Genomic DNA, 15,972 nt, shown 5'->3' on the forward strand with positions numbered 1-15,972 from the left:
GAATATTTGGGGGAGAATGATTATGCGGAACAGGTTGAGAAGCATCGCTTCCTTCGGCCTAGCGGCGGGGATGATGTCGACGGGGGCCTTGGCGGCATCCGCTTCGCCCCTGATGCAGATGGGCAATTCGGAGCTTAAGGGCGCGCTCAAAAGCCGTTATGACACGGCCGTTGCGGCGGCTGGCGACGCAAGCCTACGGGCAGCGCAGGACAGCCGCTGGACCTGGGCCGTGGAGGCCAAGAACCAGTGCGGCATTGCGCTGGGCTTCATGAAATCCGGCACTAAGGATGCGGACAGCATCAATAAGTGCGACGACTTTGTGGCACGCCTTTCGGCGCCGCCACCGCCGCCGGTGCCGACCGCAGCTTCAGCCCCACCCGCGCTGGACTGCACGGCACCGGCGGTGTCCATATTCTTCGACTGGAACATGGACACGCCGCTGCCCGAGGGCGCGGCGACGATCAACCAACTCACGCAATCGGCGGCCCAGTGCGGTTGGACGCGGTTCGGCGTTACTGGCTACACCGATACGTCGGGCGGCAAGGGCTATAATGACGGGCTGTCGCTGCGCCGGGCGCAGAATGTCGCCGGGCTGATGAGCCAGGGTGGTATCGCGATGGACGCGATGACCGTCAGCGGGCTGGGCGAGACCCAGCTGAAAATCGAAACTGCCGATAATGTGCGCGAACCGATGAACCGTCGGGTCGAAGTCACTGCCAGCACGAATTGAGGGGAGCGCAATCATGACAATCCTGCGCAAGACATGCGGCAGCCTGATGGCGCTGTGCGCCGCGACCATGGTAACGACCGGCTGGGCACAGACTACGGACCTGAAGAGCGCCATTGCGGCGGCGATCGACAGTCATCCGGAAATCAACCAGGCGATCCAGAACAAGGAAGCCATCGAGTTCGAACGGGAACAGGCAAAGGGCTTGTATCTGCCCCGGGTCAGCGTGGAAGGATCGGCTGGCATTCGTCGGCTGGAGAATAACACGCGGCGGACGCTCGGCATCGGCGACCAGACGCTCTATCCGCTGGAAGCGAGCGTGCTGGCCGAAGAAACGCTGTTCGATTCGGGCTATCGCAGCGCTGAAAAGCGGCGTCAGGCCGCGCGGATCGACGGAGCTGCGCTGCGCGTGGGCGAACGGTCGCAGTTCGTCGCGCTGAACGTCACGCGGCAGTATCTGGATTATATGCTGCAACAGCGGGTCGTTGCCGCGGCTGAGGATAATATCGCTTTCCACCGCAAGCTGCTGGGCGACCTGGGCGAGGGCGTGTCGAAGGGGTCGATCAGCATCGCTGACCAACAGCAGGCCGAAGAGCGGCTGCAATCAGCGCTGGTCCGCAAGAGCGAAGCTGAGCAGGACCTGACCAACGCGGCGATCAGCTTCCGCACTCTGACCGGTCTTTCGATCGATCAAGTGTCGATGCCCGATGCGGTGACGAGCGCTGTACCGCCGACGCTGGACGAAGCGATTGCGGGCGCGCGCGCCAACAACCCGCTGATCCGGGAAGCTGAGGCTGACATCCAGGCTGCCCATGCGGTCGTAGACGAGGCGGAGTCCGAGCTTGGACCCAAGGTTGTACTGGAAGGGCGCGGCCGCGTCGGTGAGGATGTGGACGGCTTTCGTGGCAGTACCAATGATGTGCAGGGGCGTGTCGTCCTGCGTTGGCAGCTTTTCGATGGCGGTATCAACCGGGCGAAGGTCCAGGAAATGACCCGTCGGGCCAGCGAGGCGCGTTTCCGGCTCAGCCAGCGTCAGCGCGAGGCGGAAGATGATGTACGCACTGCCTGGAACCGTTGGGATACGGAAAAGAAGCGGCTGACCGACTTGTCGCGTCAGGGCACGGTGTCTGATTCCCTGCTGGTGTCCTATCGCGAGCAGTTCAACGTCGGCCGCCGGTCGCTGCTCGACGTGCTGGATACGCAGAATACCCGCTTCAATACGCAGGTGCGGACGGAAACCTCCCGCTTCTCTGAAATCTTCGCGCAATATCAGATTCTGGCGGCGACCAATCAGTTGCTCGACACTCTGGGGATAGCCCAGCCTTCGGGCGCCAATCCCTATGCGCGCAAGAAATATGATGTCCCGGACCTTCCGCCCGCCGAATTGCAGCGGCGGCGCTATCCGGGCTGAGTTTCCATCTTTGGGGTCACCCCGGCTTCGGCCGGGGTGGCGCGGGGTAAACAATGTTGGAACGAAGCACATTAAGTCTGGCCGAATGGCTGGACCATCAGAGTTCGCCCGGTGACGAGCTGACCGAATGCATCGCCCATGTGGCGCGGCATTTCGATCGATCGCCGGGGATCGTCGCTCTACGGGCGGGTCTTGCCGTTGATGAATCCGGGCGCTTGCCCTTTCATCAGGCGGAGTCCGCGCTGGATCAGATCGGCCTGCTGAGCGATCATGTTCGCGGACGGCTGGACAAATGGCGGCCCGCCAACCTGCCCGCTATCCTGCCGCTAAGGGGCGAGCGTTTCCTCCTCCTGCTGGACATCAAGCAGGGCGATGCGCTGGTTCAATTGCCTCATGCGAGCGAACCGGTATGGGCGCGGCTTTCCGACCTGGAATCCTATTTCACCGGCGAGGCGCTGGCGGTCATGGCCGATCACGGCCGCGAACGAGCCGAGGAAAGGCCGTGGGACGAGCGGGCGCGGCAGCATTGGTTCTGGCGCGAAGTCTGGCGGGCGCGTGGGTCCTTTGGCTACGTCATGCTGGCGGCGGGGATCATCAACCTTCTCGCCTTCGCGTTGCCGCTGTTCACGATGAACGTCTATGACCGGATCATTCCGAACAAGGCGGCTTCCAGTCTGTGGGTATTGGGCGCGGGCGTCATGCTGGCCTTTGGGCTGGATTTTGCCTTGCGGCTCGCTCGGGCGCGGCTGGTGGACGAGGCTGGCCGGGAAATCGACGAGCGGCTGTCGCAGCGGTTGTTCGAAAAGGTGATGAACGTGCCGCTCGCCAGCCGTGCGGGCAGCACTGGTGCGCTGGCACGACGCGTGTCGGAATTCGAAAGCGTCCGGGAATTTTTCACATCGACCACCGTGGTGCTGGTGGTGGATATCAGCTTCCTGTTTGTGTTTGTCGGCATCATCGCGCTTCTGGGCGGATGGCTCGCGGTCGTGCCTGTCGTCATGATCGGCATCATGGCCACGGCTGGCTTTTTCCTTCAGCGCTCCATGGCCAGCCTGTCGCGTGATGCGCAAGCGGACTCGAGCCTGCAAAGCGCCGCGCTGGTGGAAGCGATCGGGGGCATCGAAACGCTGAAGGCATGCCGCGCCGAAGGGCGGATGCTGGACCGGTGGCGCCGTTATGCGCGGATGAGTGCATCGACGCAGGAAAAGCTGCGGCGGCTAAGCTCGACCAGCGTGACACTGGCGTCGCTGTGCCAACAGGTGACGAGCATCGCATTGGTGATCGGCGGATTTTACATGTTCGCGGCGGGCGAGATCACCATGGGTGCGATTATCGCCATCGTGATGCTAGCGGGCCGGTCATTGGCACCTGTTGGACAGCTGGCCTTCGTAATCGTGCGAGCGCGGCAGGCGATGACGACTTTGAGCAGCCTCCAGACCCTGATCGACCAGCCTGACGAACGGCTGGACGGCGCGCGTGGTATCATCCCGAAGGTGCGCAAGGGCGCAATCGTCGCCAAGGGACTGGAATTCAGCTATCCGGGCGTCACTCAGCCCAGCCTCAAAGGCATCGACCTGCGCGTCGAACCGGGCGAACGGATCGGAATCATCGGACGCGTGGCGTCGGGTAAGTCCACGCTGGGGCGGGTGCTGTGCGGCCTTTATCCTCCGGGCGGCGGCATGTTGACCATCGATGATGTGGATAGCCGCCAATATCATCCGCACGAATTGCGCGCTGCCTTCCGCTATGTCGGGCAGGATGCGGAGCTGTTCAGCGGATCGGTGCGGGAAAACCTGTTGCTGGGCGCGCGGGACGCAGATGATGAGAAGCTGCTGGACGCGCTGGAGCGGTCGGGGGCCTCGCGCTTCTTTGGACGGGATGCCGCCGGATTCGACCTTCATATCGGTGAGCGCGGCAGTCGCCTGTCGGGCGGGCAGCGGAGCTTCCTGGTGTTGGCGCGGGCGTTGGTGGAGCCGACCAGGCTGCTCTTCCTCGATGAGCCGACCGGGGCGATGGATAATCAAACGGAAAATCTGTTTGTCGACCATCTGGCAAGGGCGCTGGAGCCCGAACAGACGCTGATCGTATCGACGCACCGCCATGCCCTGCTGCGGATCGTGGACCGGCTGATCGTGATCGACCAGGGTGTGGTTCTGGCCGACGGGCCGCGCGATGAGGTTATCGGGCAGCTTCAAAAAGGAGCGGTCCAATGATCGGACGGACATGGAGGTTGCCAGCGTCTGAGGCTTGCATGCTCGGCCTCGGCGGGGCGCTTGTTATAGCCTTGGCGGCGGGAACGGTTGGCTGGCGCGGGAACGACGTTCCCAAGGCTGCGGTCGAAACGAAGGTCATCGACGGTGCGCCCGCAATACCCCGTCAGTATCGCGCGCTGGTGGAGATCACAGAGAGCGAAGCTGCGCCCTTGACGACTGGGCAGGAGGCAGAGGCGCAGAATGGCAGGCTGCGGTTTGTGTCCGGAGCCATTGCCGCAGCATCGCCTTTCCGGGCGCTTCAATCCGCAGGCGAGGACAGGAGCCGCGCGCTGCAATGCCTGACGCAGGCGATCTATTATGAAGCAGCAGCCGAACCGGAAAGCGGACAGCGCGCGGTGGCGCAGGTCGTTCTCAACCGTGTACGTCATCCCGCGTTCGCAAAGACGGTGTGCGGCGTGGTGTATCAGCGCTTCAACGCGTCAGTGTGCCAGTTCAGTTTCGTATGTGATGGTTCACTTGCGCGGCGGCCGATGGCCGTCCTCTGGAATCGGGCGCAGCGGATCGCGGCGGCGGCGCTGGCGGGACAGGTCGAACCGAGCGTTGGCACGGCGACCCATTATCATGCCGATTATGTGTTCCCTGGATGGGCGCCGCATCTGGCGAAGCTGGTGAAGATTGGCGCACACATCTTCTATCGCTGGCCGGGCGCGTGGGGCCTGCCGCGTGCTTTTACGGGACGCTATGCCGGGGGTGAATATATCCCTGCCTTCGATCCATCGCAGATGGTGGCGGTGAGGGAGCCGCAGATCGATTATCCTGCGGTGGCGGCGCTGCCCGAACGCCGGGCGGCCAATGATGTGGGCGGGCGGATGGACCCGTCCAAGGGATGGAAGCTCTCCATTCCTGATCCTTCACAAGGGGGCGGCGCTCTCACCAGCATGCTGGCAGCGCAGGAAAAGGCTAAGGCGGTGGCGCTCGCCGCCGATGAACATGCAATGCAAGAGGCAAAACCATGATGGGGCGCTGGATCAGCTGGCTGCGGGGGCAGCCGGGCAACAAGCAGGTCATCCTGTATAGCGGCGGAGGCATGCTGGCGTTCCTGTTATGGGCCAGCCTCGCTCCGGTGGATGAGGTGACGCACGGGCAGGGGCGGGTTATCCCGTCGAGCAAAGCGCAGGTCATCCAGTCCGCCGAGCCGACCACGATCGAGGAGATATTGGTCCGGTCAGGGCAGAAGGTCAGCAAGGGGCAGTTGCTGGTGCGTCTGGACGACGCAATGCTGGCGTCCGAACTGGGGCAGTTGCAGGCGGAGACGCGATCGCTGACGGCTCGGGCAGGACGGCTGGAGAAGGAAGGCACCGGGACAGGGGCCAACTGCGCCACGGGTGGCCCCGAATGTCAGCAGGAGCAGGCGCTAGCCGCAGTTCGGCAATCGGCGCTTCGCAGCAAGCAGGATGGGCTTTCGGCCCAGGTGGAACAGCGCCGCCGCGAACTGGGCGAGGCGCAGGCGACGATCGACAGCCTGGGTGGCAGCGTTCAGTTGGCGCGGCAGAGGGTGGCAATGCTGGAGCCGCTTGCGGCCAAGTCCATTGTCCCGCAGACCGAATTGCTCGACGCCCGGCGTGAACTGGTGGATGCGCAAGGGCGGCTTAACGCGGCGCAGCAGCAGGCGTCGCGTGCATCGGCCGCGATCCGCGAGGCCCAGGCGCAACTGTCCGAGGCGAATTTTCAATTCAAGCAGGATGCGCTGAACGAACGTAGTCAGCTGGAGGCCAAGATTGCGGTCAATAGCGAGTCCCTGCGCGGCGCGAAGGGTCGAGCGCAACGCGCGGAAATTCGTTCGCCCGTCGATGGCGTGGTCAACGATGTGCAGGTGACGACCATCGGCGGCTTCGTGACGGCGGGGCAGAAGATCATGCAGATCGTCCCCATCGGCGACAAGCTGCTGGTGGAGGCGCGGGTGAAGCCGAACGACATCGCCTTCATCAAGACCGGTGATCGTGCGGTCGTTAAGGTCACCGCCTATGACTTTTCCATCTATGGGGGCCTGAGCGGCACCGTGCAGCAGGTGTCGGCTGATAGCGTCTATGACGAAGCGACGCGGGAGGCCTATTTCACGGTGGTAGTTGAAACCGACCGCGCTTGGCTGGGCACTGGCGCGCACAAGCTGCCCATCACGCCCGGCATGGTGTGCGATGTGGAGATATTGACGGGCCGCAAGTCGGTGTTGGCCTATCTGCTCAAGCCCATCATGAAGGCGCGGTCGGAGGCTCTGCGGGAGCGGTAAGCAGTGACTGTGCTCAGCGAGCGGCGAACTGGACCGGCAGTGGCTTCGTTACGCGATAGCCGTGCGTCCAGCGGCCGTAAGCGTTGAAGCTCATGATCGGCCGATAGTCGCTGACCTCTGAAGAAGGCAGCACCCGATCTGTCATATTGTCTAGGATCATCAGGTCGCTGCCAACACGCACTGCCAGCACCGCGTGATCGGTCTGCCTCACCAGATCGCGCGCGATGACGAGGAACATGGCGTGGCGATCGAAGCCAGCCGCTTCCAGAAGCTGCATCTTGGCGATGGCATAATCTTCGCAATCGCCAGCCCCGCGTTGGAGCGACTGGCTGGCTGAAGCCCAGCTGTCGTGGCCTTGCCGATCGTCAACGAAGCGCAGGCGGCTGTTGATCCAGCTATTCACCATCTCCACCTGCTGTAGCCCGGCAGCGGCGCGCGCCGACCGCAAGAGGCTGGCCGACAGGACGGTAGCCGGAGCGAACCGGGTAGCGGCGGCCCATTTGTCGTCGAGCGGTGTCCGGCTGACTGCCATCGCCACCGATCCGAAGATGTCCGGCTGTCCCGCGCGCGGCGCTGGAGTAGATGGCAGCGGGGTGGACTTTGGCATGGCGAAGGTGGCCACAGGCGCTGTGATGAGGTCGCGCATGAAGGTGGGCACGAGGTCGGGCTGCTTATAGCTGAGTGCAGGCTGGCTGAGGGTCAGGCGGATGCCTTGCAGTTCCCATCCGGGCATGCGCGAAAGCGTCCGGTCAACGCGGCTGTCGTTGACGATAGCTTGCGGTTCCGCGACTGGCGGTGCCCAGTTGAAGGATGACATGCTGCCCTGCTGCGCGCTGATGGCGGCAAGGCGGCTCATGCCGCCTGCGAGTAGGGTGGATGCGAGGCGATCGGCCTGTCCATAGTCTGCGCCCTTTAACGCGGCGCTGGTGATGCTGCCGGTCGGCGTAAGGGTTTGCGCGAGCGCGGTGCCGCTCTGCACCGACAGCAGCAGAGCCGGTGCGGCAAGCGGTGCGATGCGAAGGATCTGGGCGAAGCCTGACATGCTTGCCCGTATCGCGCGGAAGATTGAACATCCCGTCGCCCGCAGTGGTTAATGCTGCGGTAGCCACGAAATCCGGAGGGGGCACTGTCGCGCGGCGATGCTTGCCTGCGAGAGGGTCAGGCGTCGATCGCTTCTTCGTCCACCGTGGCCGCATTTTCCTGAATGAAGGCGAAGCGGTGGGCGGGGTTGGTTCCCATCAGGCGCTCGACCAATTCCCGCACTTGCTGACGATCCTCGATATCGTCGGGCAGGGTTATGCGGATGAGGCTGCGGGTCTTGGGGTCCATGGTGGTTTCGCGCAACTGGCCGGGGTTCATTTCGCCAAGGCCCTTGAAGCGGCTGACTTCGACCTTCTTGCCCTTGAACTCGGTGCGCAGCAATTCTTCGCGATGAGCGTCGTCGCGTGCATAGAGGCTCTTCCCCCCGGCAACGAGGCGGTAGAGCGGCGGCTGGGCGAGATAGAGGTGCCCGCGCCGCACCAGTTCCGGCATTTCCTGGAAAAAGAAGGTCATGAGCAGTGTGGCGATATGCGCGCCATCGACGTCAGCGTCGGTCATGATGACGACGCGCTCATAGCGCAGATTGTCGGGATTGCAGTCCTTGCGCGTGCCGCAACCGAAGGCCAGGATCATGTCGGCGATTTCCTGGTTCGCCAGGATTTTCGCGTTGTTGGCTGATGCGACGTTCAGGATTTTGCCGCGTAGGGGCAGGATCGCCTGCGTCTTGCGGTCGCGTGCCTGTTTGGCCGACCCACCTGCCGAATCGCCTTCGACCAGGAAAATTTCCGTGCCTTCGGGATCGTCGGTCGAACAATCGGTAAGCTTGCCCGGCAAGCGCAGCTTGCGGGCGGATGTCGCGGTCTTGCGCTTGACCTCCTTTTCCGCCTTGCGCTTCAGCCGCTCGTCCATACGGTCGATGACATAGGCGAGCAGCGCCTTGCCCCGCTCCATATGGTCCGACAAATAATGGTCGAAATGATCGCGCACCGCGTTCTCGACGAGGCGGGCGGCTTCCGGGCTGGTCAGGCGATCCTTGGTCTGGCTCTGGAATTGGGGATCACGGATGAAGACCGACAACATGATTTCGGAAGAGGTCACGATGTCGTCTGCGGTGATGTCCTTCGCCTTCTTGTTGCCGACCAGTTCGGCGAAGGCGCGGATACCCTTAACCAAAGCGGCGCGCACCCCTGTTTCGTGTGTGCCGCCGTCGGGCGTCGGAATGGTGTTGCAATACCAGCTATAGCTGCCGTCCGACCAAAGCGGCCAGGCGATCGCCCATTCGACGCGGCCCGCCGCGTCAGGAAAATCCTGGCTACCAGAGAAGAAGGCGCTGGTCGCGCATTCGCGTGTGCTGATCTGTTCCTTCAGATGATCGGCAAGACCACCGGGGAACTGGAACACGGCTTCGGCTGGCGTATCGTCGCTTATGAGTTCGGGCGCGCATTTCCAGCGGATCTCGACGCCCGCGAACAGATAGGCCTTGGAACGGGCAAGCCGGTAAAGACGAGCGGGCTTGAACTTTTGCTCGCCGAAAATTTCATGGTCGGGGATGAAGCTGACCGATGTGCCCCGCCGATTAGGTGCCCCGCCGATCTTCTGAAGGCCGCTGGTAGGCAAGCCCTGCGCGAAGCTTTGACGGAACAATTCCTTGTTGAGCGCGACTTCCACCACGGTCACGATCGAAAGCGCGTTCACCACGCTGATGCCTACGCCATGAAGGCCGCCGGACGTGGCATAAGCCTTGTCGGTGAACTTGCCACCGGAGTGGAGCGTGGTGAGAATTACCTCCAGCGCCGATTTGCCGGGAAATTTCGGGTGCATTCCAACCGGAATGCCGCGGCCATTGTCGGTGATGGTCAGCTTATTGCCGGGTTCCAGCATGACCTCGATACGGGTGGCATGTCCCGCAACCGCTTCGTCCATGCTGTTGTCGAGCACTTCGCTGGCGAGATGATGGAGTGCCCGCTCGTCCGTCCCGCCGATATACATGCCTGGACGGCGGCGAACCGGCTCCAGTCCTTCGAGCACTTCGATGGAGGATGCATCGTAATCGGAGGAGGAAAGCGGCTGGCTCGCGAACAGATCGGACATGCGCACAAGCTATAAGCGGGTCGGCGGCGGGCGCAAGCAGGAGCTATGAAGAAGGGGCCGGTCTAGGGTGTGTGGGGATTCAGCCCATGACGGGCTGCAAATGGCGACTTTCTGCGCTTCCGGTGCTCACGTACTGCAGTACGCTGCGCGCCGGTTCTCGAAATTCACCATTTTCGCCTTATCCTGAACTGAATCCCCACACACCCTAATCGACCGGCCCCTTCAAATTTCAGAGCTTAACGGAGAGTCAGCGAACGCGCGGACCGCCGAAAGGCAGGGGCGGAGGCGGACGGCGCGTACCGCGCGGCAGCTGAGCCTGATACGCGCGGCCGCAATGTTCCACGCAATAAGGGAAGCCGGGGTTCACGGTCTCACCACAGAAGTGGAAGTCCGGTTCGCCCGGATGGCCCATCGGCCACTTGCAGATACGCTCGGTCAGGTCGAGCAGCGATGTCTTGCCTGCGATTTCCGGGCTAGGCTTGGCAGGGACCAGGCGGCGGGGAGGGGCAGGTGGGATCGGTGCCTGCTGGTCGCCGGGACCCTGGCGAAGGAATCCGCCCGGACCAACCGATATGATGCGAGGCTGCGGCGCGGGTGTAGGGGCGTCTGCGGCAGGAGCTGCGGCAGATTGTGCGGGCGCGGGCGCAACCGACGGAGCGGGGCGGGCGGGAGCGGGTGCGCTATGCTGCAACGGCGCGGCGGGTTTGGGCGCTTCGGCCTCGGGTGCGGGCTTGCGGACGGGAGCAGCCTTTTTGGGCGTCTCGTTCGGCTTTACGGGCGAAGGGCGCGATTGCAGGCCAAGGCGATGCGCCTTGCCAATCACGGCATTGCGGCTGACACCGCCCAGTTCGTCCGCGATCTGGCTGGCGGTCAGGCCTTTTTCCCACATTCCCTTGAGCTGGTCGATACGCTCGTCGGTCCAGGACAATGAATGACTCCTCAAATTCTCTGGCTAGCGCCCTATATGGGACGCGCCTGCACAGGTTAAAGCCCATGCACAACGCCCTTGCGGCACAACAGACCAGCCGATAGTCGATCGAAGCATGAACGAACAGCCCCAATCTTCCGTATCCGCCTCTTCGCCTCCTCCTTTTCATGAGCCGGGTGAACTTGTCATCCGCAACGTCAACTGGGCGGGGACCCGCGCGCTCTACCAGAAAGAGGTGCGCCGCTTCATGAAGGTGCAGCTCCAGACCATCTGGGCGCCAGCGGTTACGACGCTGATGTTCCTTATCATTTTCTCGATCGCGTTGGGCGGGGCAAACCGGCAGGTGCTGGGCGTCCCCTTCGCGGACTTCATCGCGCCGGGGCTTATGATCATGGGCATGATGAACAATGCCTTTGCCAACAGCAGCTTCTCCCTGCTGGCGGGGAAGATGCAGGGTACGCTGATCGATTATCTGATGCCGCCGCTTTCCAATAGCGAATTGCTGTTGGCCTTGGTTGGCGCGGCGGTGACGCGGGCATGCTGCGTGGGATTGGCGCTGTGGGGGGCGATGGCGCTGTGGCCGGGCGTCCATGTGACACCGGCGCATCCTTGGGCGATCGTCTGGTTTGGCCTGATGGGAGCGGCACTTACCGCGTTCATTGGAGTGCTGACATCGATCTGGGCGGAAAAGTTCGATCATGCCGCCGCGATTACTAATTTCGTGATCGGGCCGATGACGCTGTTGTCCGGCACCTTCTATTCCATTGACCGGCTGGCGCCCGTGTTCCGCGCAATCAGCCATGCAAACCCGTTTTTCTACGCGATATCGGGCTTTCGGTATGGTTTCGTCGCGGCGGCGGACGGAGATGTGGTCGTGGGAAGCATCGTTCTGCTGGTGCTGAACGTCGCGTTGGCGCTGCTGTGCTATGTGCTGCTCAAGCGTGGGTGGAAGCTCAAAGCCTGATCTGGCCCCGGTGTGGATGGATCAGATGAAGCCCGCTATCACGGGGAGGGTCAGGGTCATGACGAACAGAGCCATTGCCGCGATCAGCCAATGATGGAGACGGGGGGAGCCGAGATCATCCCGGCCCCCCTCCGGCTGAACATTCATCAAATGACGCCCTTGCCGCCGACGCGGGTGAGGGCAAAGCCTGCCGCTTCGGCTTCGCTGCGGGGATAGATATTTCGCAGGTCAATGAGCAGAGGCTTGTTCATCGAAGCGGCAAGGCGCTTCAAATCAAGGGCGCGGAAAATATCCCATTCCGTGACCAGCACAAGGGCGTCGGCGCCAGTCGCGGCCTCGTAGGCGTCTTTCGCCATGGTGACGCCTGACATCATCGGTCGGGCGACCTCCATGCCTTCGGGATCATAGGCGATGATTCGGGCGCCCGCATCTTCCAGCGCCTGCACGATGGCAAGGCTGGGCGCATCACGCATGTCGTCCGTGTTGGGCTTGAAGGTGAGGCCGAGCAGAGCAACGGTTTTGCCGCGCGCTTCGCCGCCCAGCGCTTTCACAATCTTGCGGCCCATCGCGCGCTTGCGCAGGTCGTTGACCTGCACAACCGTTTCCACGATGCGGATCGGTGTGTCATAATCCTGCCCCGTCTTCACCAGCGCCAGCGTGTCCTTGGGGAAGCAGGAGCCGCCATAGCCGGGACCGGCATGGAGGAATTTGCTGCCGATCCGGTTGTCGAGGCCGATGCCGCGCGACACGTCCTGCACCTCGGCACCGACAGCCTCGCAGAGGTCCGCCATCTCGTTGATGAAGGTGATCTTCGTCGCGAGGAAGGCGTTGGCGGCATATTTGATCAGTTCCGCTGTGCGCCGTCCAGTGAACATGACGGGTGCCTGGTTGAGGTTCAGCGGCCGGTAAATCTGCGCCATGACGGTCATGGCCCGTTCGTTGCCGGTGGTGCCCACGACGACGCGATCTGGTCGCTTGAAATCGCTGATCGCGGCGCCTTCACGCAGGAATTCCGGGTTGGAGACCACCTGGATATCGAGGCCTGGGCGTACTTCCTGGACGATGCGCTCAACCTCGTCACCCGTGCCAACCGGCACGGTCGATTTGGTGACGATGACCGTCGGGCCGTCCACGGCTTCGGCAATTTCGCGCGCGGCGGCATAGACGTAGCTCAAGTCCGCATGGCCATCGCCACGGCGCGAGGGCGTGCCCACGGCGATGAAGATCGCGTCCGCGCCCTTGACCCCCGCAGCGAGGTCGGTGGTGAAGGTCAGCCGGTCGGCCGCAGCATTGTTGGCGACGAGCTGATCAAGGCCGGGTTCATAGATCGGCATACGGCCGGACAAGATCGCATCGATCTTGCCAGCGTCCTTGTCGACACACACGACGTCATGGCCGAAATCGGCGAAACAGGCGCCCGATACCAGGCCGACATATCCCGTGCCGATCATCGTGATCTTCATAAACTACCCGCTGCCTCGTTTGAGAAAAAATGAAGGATTGACTGCGCCCTAGCATAGGTCATCGCACCTGCGAAAGCATGCGTCGGAATTACCCCTTGTTCAGGGGATGGTTACGATTTGGTGGCAGGGGGTAGCCTTAAAGGCTCGCATCAGGGGGCAAAGATGAAAGTTGCGGTGGTATTCGGGACCCGCCCCGAAGCGATCAAGCTGTTTCCCGTCATTCACGCGTTGCGCGAGCGGGATCATGTCGACGTGCGCGTGATCGTGACTGCGCAGCATAGAGGGTTGCTGGATCAGGTACTCGACATTGCGGGTATCAAACCGGACATCGACCTTGATGTGATGACGCCGAACCAGACTCTGGATGGTCTTACCGCTAAGCTGATCGTCGATCTGGGCAAGGCGTTCGATGCGGAGAAGCCGGATCGGATCGTCGTACATGGTGACACGTTGACGACCATGGTCGCGAGCCTCGCCGCCTATTATCGGCAAATTCCGGTCGCGCATGTGGAAGCGGGATTGCGTAGTGGGGATATTTATCATCCCTGGCCTGAAGAGGTGAACCGGCGCGTTGTCGCTTGCGTGGCCGACATGAATTTTGCGCCCACCGGGGCGGCGGCCGATGCCTTGATGCGGGAGAATCGCGATGCGGCCAGCATCCATATCACCGGCAACACGGTGATCGACGCGCTGCTTGCGACGCGCGAAAGAATTGGGGGCACGCCTGCGCTCGCGTCGGGCCTTGATGAACTGGCGTCGCGCTTTGCAGGAAAGCGCATCATCGCCGTCACCAGCCACCGACGGGAAAATTTCGGCGGGGGCATGGAAGCGATTGCCCGATCCATTGCCGACATCGCGTCGCGCCCGGATGTGGCGGTGATCTTCCCGGTCCATCCCAATCCCAATGTGCGCCCGATCATGGAGGCGGTCCTTGGGAAGCTGTCGAACGTCGCGATGATCGAACCGCTCGATTATCCGCATTTCGTGCGTCTGCTCGACATGTGCCATCTGGTCCTGACCGACAGCGGCGGCGTGCAGGAGGAGGCTCCGTCGCTTGGCAAGCCGGTATTGGTGATGCGCGAAACTACCGAACGGCCTGAGGGCGTGGCGGCAGGGACAGCCAAGCTGGTGGGCACCGACCGTACCCGCATTGTTGGTGAGGTGTTGGCGTTGCTCGACGATGACGAGGCATACCGGGCGATGGCACGGGCGCATAATCCCTTCGGCGATGGGCGCGCGGCGCAACGGATCGCGGCCGTCATCGCGACGGGAAGCGTCGAGGCGGCAGGTCTGGAGGAGGCCGCATAGCTTGGTCGTACCCGTTTACTGATCCTGCGTTCGCCAACAGTTTCCGACCTTATCGTGCGGCGATCGTTCGTTACCGGAATCTTCAGCATTTGCCTTCAAAAACAGCGGCAACTGATAGATTTTCCGGGATTATTGCATGCCTATCGACAAGCAGCAGAAGGTTTCCGTCATCGGGCTGGGCTATATCGGGTTGCCGACTGCCGCCCTTATCGCCCGTGGGGGAGCGCGTGTGGTCGGCGTCGATGTCAGCGCTCATGTGGTTGAAACCGTCAATTCGGGCCGAGTGCACATCGAGGAAGTCGATCTTGACGGTCTGGTGCAGGGCGTGGTCGCACGGGGGAATTTGCGGGCCAGCCTGACAGTCAAACCTAGCGACGTATTCATCATCGCCGTGCCCACTCCGGTGGCAGAAGATCGCGCGCCGGACATTTCCTATGTGCTGAATGCGGCTCGGACGGTCGCTGAAGTGCTAAAAGCGGGCGACACGGTAATATTGGAGTCCACATCGCCCGTCGGCACTACCGAGGCGATGCGGGACCTGTTCGCGAAGATTCGTCCTGACCTCAAAATGCCGGGACCGGGCACGGCTGGGGACGTCGCAATCGCCTATTGCCCGGAGCGCGTTCTGCCGGGCCGCATTCTTGTCGAATTGATCGACAATGACCGTTGCATCGGCGGCATAACACCGCGATGCGCGCGCAAGGCATTGGCCTTTTATCGTCAGTTCGTGCGCGGAGCCTGCATCACGACAAGCGCGCGTGCCGCCGAGATGGTGAAGCTCGTCGAAAACAGCTTCCGCGACGTCAATATCGCTTTCGCTAACGAACTGTCCGTAATTGCGGAAGGCATGGACATCGACGTGTGGGAAGTGATCCGCCTCGCCAACCGTCATCCGCGTGTAAACATCCTTCAACCCGGGCCGGGAGTGGGCGGGCACTGCATCGCCGTGGATCCCTGGTTCATCGTCCATGGCGATCCCGAGAACAGCCGCCTGATCCGCGCAGCGCGCGAGGTGAATGATGCAAAGACCGACCATGTCGTTGCCAAGGTATCGGACCTGATCGACGAGCTTCCAGGCGAGGACGTCGCCTGTCTCGGCCTGGCCTTCAAGGCAAATATCGACGATTTCCGCGAAAGTCCCGCAGTGAAAGTGGCGAGCCGTCTGGCCCGTCGTTACGGCCGCCGCATCAAGTTGGTTGAGCCTTACGCGCAGGCTTTGCCCATGGAATTTGCGGGCACCGGGGCGGAACTCATCGATCTCGATACGGCTCTGGAACAATGCGGCGTTTTCGTCATTCTGGTTGATCATGATATGTTCAAATCAGTCCCGGTGGACGAGCGCTTCGGCAAGGCGGTTTACGATACGCGCGGCGTATGGCCCGATCAGCCACGCCGCCTGCCGCACGATCAGCCGGGGCGTATGGCGGGTTGACCGAGAGCTGCTTGGCCCAGAGTGCCATGGCCGCAGTTGCCATGGCCATTTAGCCTCGCTAACCCCGCCCAAGCGTTTCGCCCCTCGGCGGACTGTTTGAAAGGCGT

The 15,972-nt window shown here is 62.5% G+C and carries 13 protein-coding genes; 8 read left to right on the forward strand and 5 right to left on the reverse strand.

Annotation, left to right across the window (positions count from 1 at the left end; all coding sequences use genetic code 11):
- Positions 1–22 precede the first annotated feature (22 nt).
- From IZV00_RS03265 to IZV00_RS03285, 5 genes are read left to right on the forward strand one after another with little or no spacing between them, the layout of a single operon-like run.
- Entirely contained in the window at positions 23–730 is a 708-nt protein-coding gene (locus IZV00_RS03265) for an OmpA family protein (protein WP_230463288.1), read from the forward strand.
- A 13-nt stretch (positions 731–743) separates the two neighbouring features.
- Positions 744–2,138 carry a TolC family protein gene (locus IZV00_RS03270; protein WP_196225753.1) on the forward strand — a complete coding sequence of 465 codons (1,395 nt, stop codon included), beginning with the start codon at positions 744–746 and terminating at the stop codon, positions 2,136–2,138.
- A 53-nt stretch (positions 2,139–2,191) separates the two neighbouring features.
- On the forward strand, positions 2,192–4,351 hold the full coding sequence (locus IZV00_RS03275; protein WP_196225754.1) for a type I secretion system permease/ATPase: 2,160 nt from the start codon (positions 2,192–2,194) through the stop codon (positions 4,349–4,351).
- Complete coding sequence (locus tag IZV00_RS03280) at positions 4,348–5,367, forward strand: cell wall hydrolase (protein WP_196225755.1); 1,020 nt, start codon at positions 4,348–4,350, stop codon at positions 5,365–5,367. Before IZV00_RS03275 ends, IZV00_RS03280 begins: the two co-directional genes overlap by 4 nt.
- On the forward strand, positions 5,364–6,638 hold the full coding sequence (locus tag IZV00_RS03285) for an HlyD family type I secretion periplasmic adaptor subunit (protein WP_196225756.1): 1,275 nt from the start codon (positions 5,364–5,366) through the stop codon (positions 6,636–6,638). Before IZV00_RS03280 ends, IZV00_RS03285 begins: the two co-directional genes overlap by 4 nt.
- A gap of 13 nt (positions 6,639–6,651) precedes the next feature.
- Here IZV00_RS03285 and IZV00_RS03290 read toward each other — a convergent pair whose 3' ends face one another.
- From IZV00_RS03290 to IZV00_RS03300, 3 genes are all read right to left on the reverse strand, one after another.
- A complete protein-coding gene (locus IZV00_RS03290; RefSeq protein ID WP_196225757.1) occupies positions 6,652–7,680 on the reverse strand; it encodes a transglutaminase-like cysteine peptidase in 1,029 nt (342 codons plus the stop codon).
- A 116-nt stretch (positions 7,681–7,796) separates the two neighbouring features.
- The gene (parE, locus tag IZV00_RS03295) at positions 7,797–9,770 is read right to left on the reverse strand and encodes a DNA topoisomerase IV subunit B (RefSeq protein WP_196225758.1); all 1,974 of its coding nucleotides are present in this window, start codon (positions 9,768–9,770) and stop codon (positions 7,797–7,799) included.
- A gap of 247 nt (positions 9,771–10,017) precedes the next feature.
- Positions 10,018–10,698, reverse strand: coding sequence for a GcrA family cell cycle regulator (locus tag IZV00_RS03300; protein ID WP_196225759.1), 681 nt, complete (start codon positions 10,696–10,698; stop codon positions 10,018–10,020).
- Positions 10,699–10,813: 115 nt separating this feature from the next.
- On the opposite strand from IZV00_RS03300, the gene IZV00_RS03305 reads away from it, so the two are divergent.
- Entirely contained in the window at positions 10,814–11,662 is an 849-nt protein-coding gene (locus IZV00_RS03305) for an ABC transporter permease (protein ID WP_196225760.1), read from the forward strand.
- Positions 11,663–11,683: 21 nt separating this feature from the next.
- Here the strand turns inward: IZV00_RS03305 and IZV00_RS21330 are convergent, their stop codons facing one another.
- Positions 11,684–11,809, reverse strand: coding sequence for a hypothetical protein (locus IZV00_RS21330; RefSeq protein WP_268934776.1), 126 nt, complete (start codon positions 11,807–11,809; stop codon positions 11,684–11,686).
- Entirely contained in the window at positions 11,809–13,125 is a 1,317-nt protein-coding gene (locus tag IZV00_RS03310; protein ID WP_196225761.1) for a UDP-glucose dehydrogenase family protein, read from the reverse strand. The genes IZV00_RS21330 and IZV00_RS03310 overlap by 1 nt, the downstream gene beginning before the upstream one ends.
- A gap of 162 nt (positions 13,126–13,287) precedes the next feature.
- Between IZV00_RS03310 and wecB the strand changes: the two genes are divergently transcribed.
- Complete coding sequence (gene wecB, locus IZV00_RS03315; RefSeq protein ID WP_196225762.1) at positions 13,288–14,433, forward strand: non-hydrolyzing UDP-N-acetylglucosamine 2-epimerase; 1,146 nt, start codon at positions 13,288–13,290, stop codon at positions 14,431–14,433.
- Between the two features lie 136 nt (positions 14,434–14,569).
- Complete coding sequence (wecC, locus tag IZV00_RS03320; RefSeq protein WP_196225763.1) at positions 14,570–15,865, forward strand: UDP-N-acetyl-D-mannosamine dehydrogenase; 1,296 nt, start codon at positions 14,570–14,572, stop codon at positions 15,863–15,865.
- The last annotated feature ends 107 nt before the right edge of the window (positions 15,866–15,972 follow it).

Source organism: Sphingobium sp. Cam5-1 (assembly GCF_015693305.1).
Classification (GTDB): domain Bacteria; phylum Pseudomonadota; class Alphaproteobacteria; order Sphingomonadales; family Sphingomonadaceae; genus Sphingobium.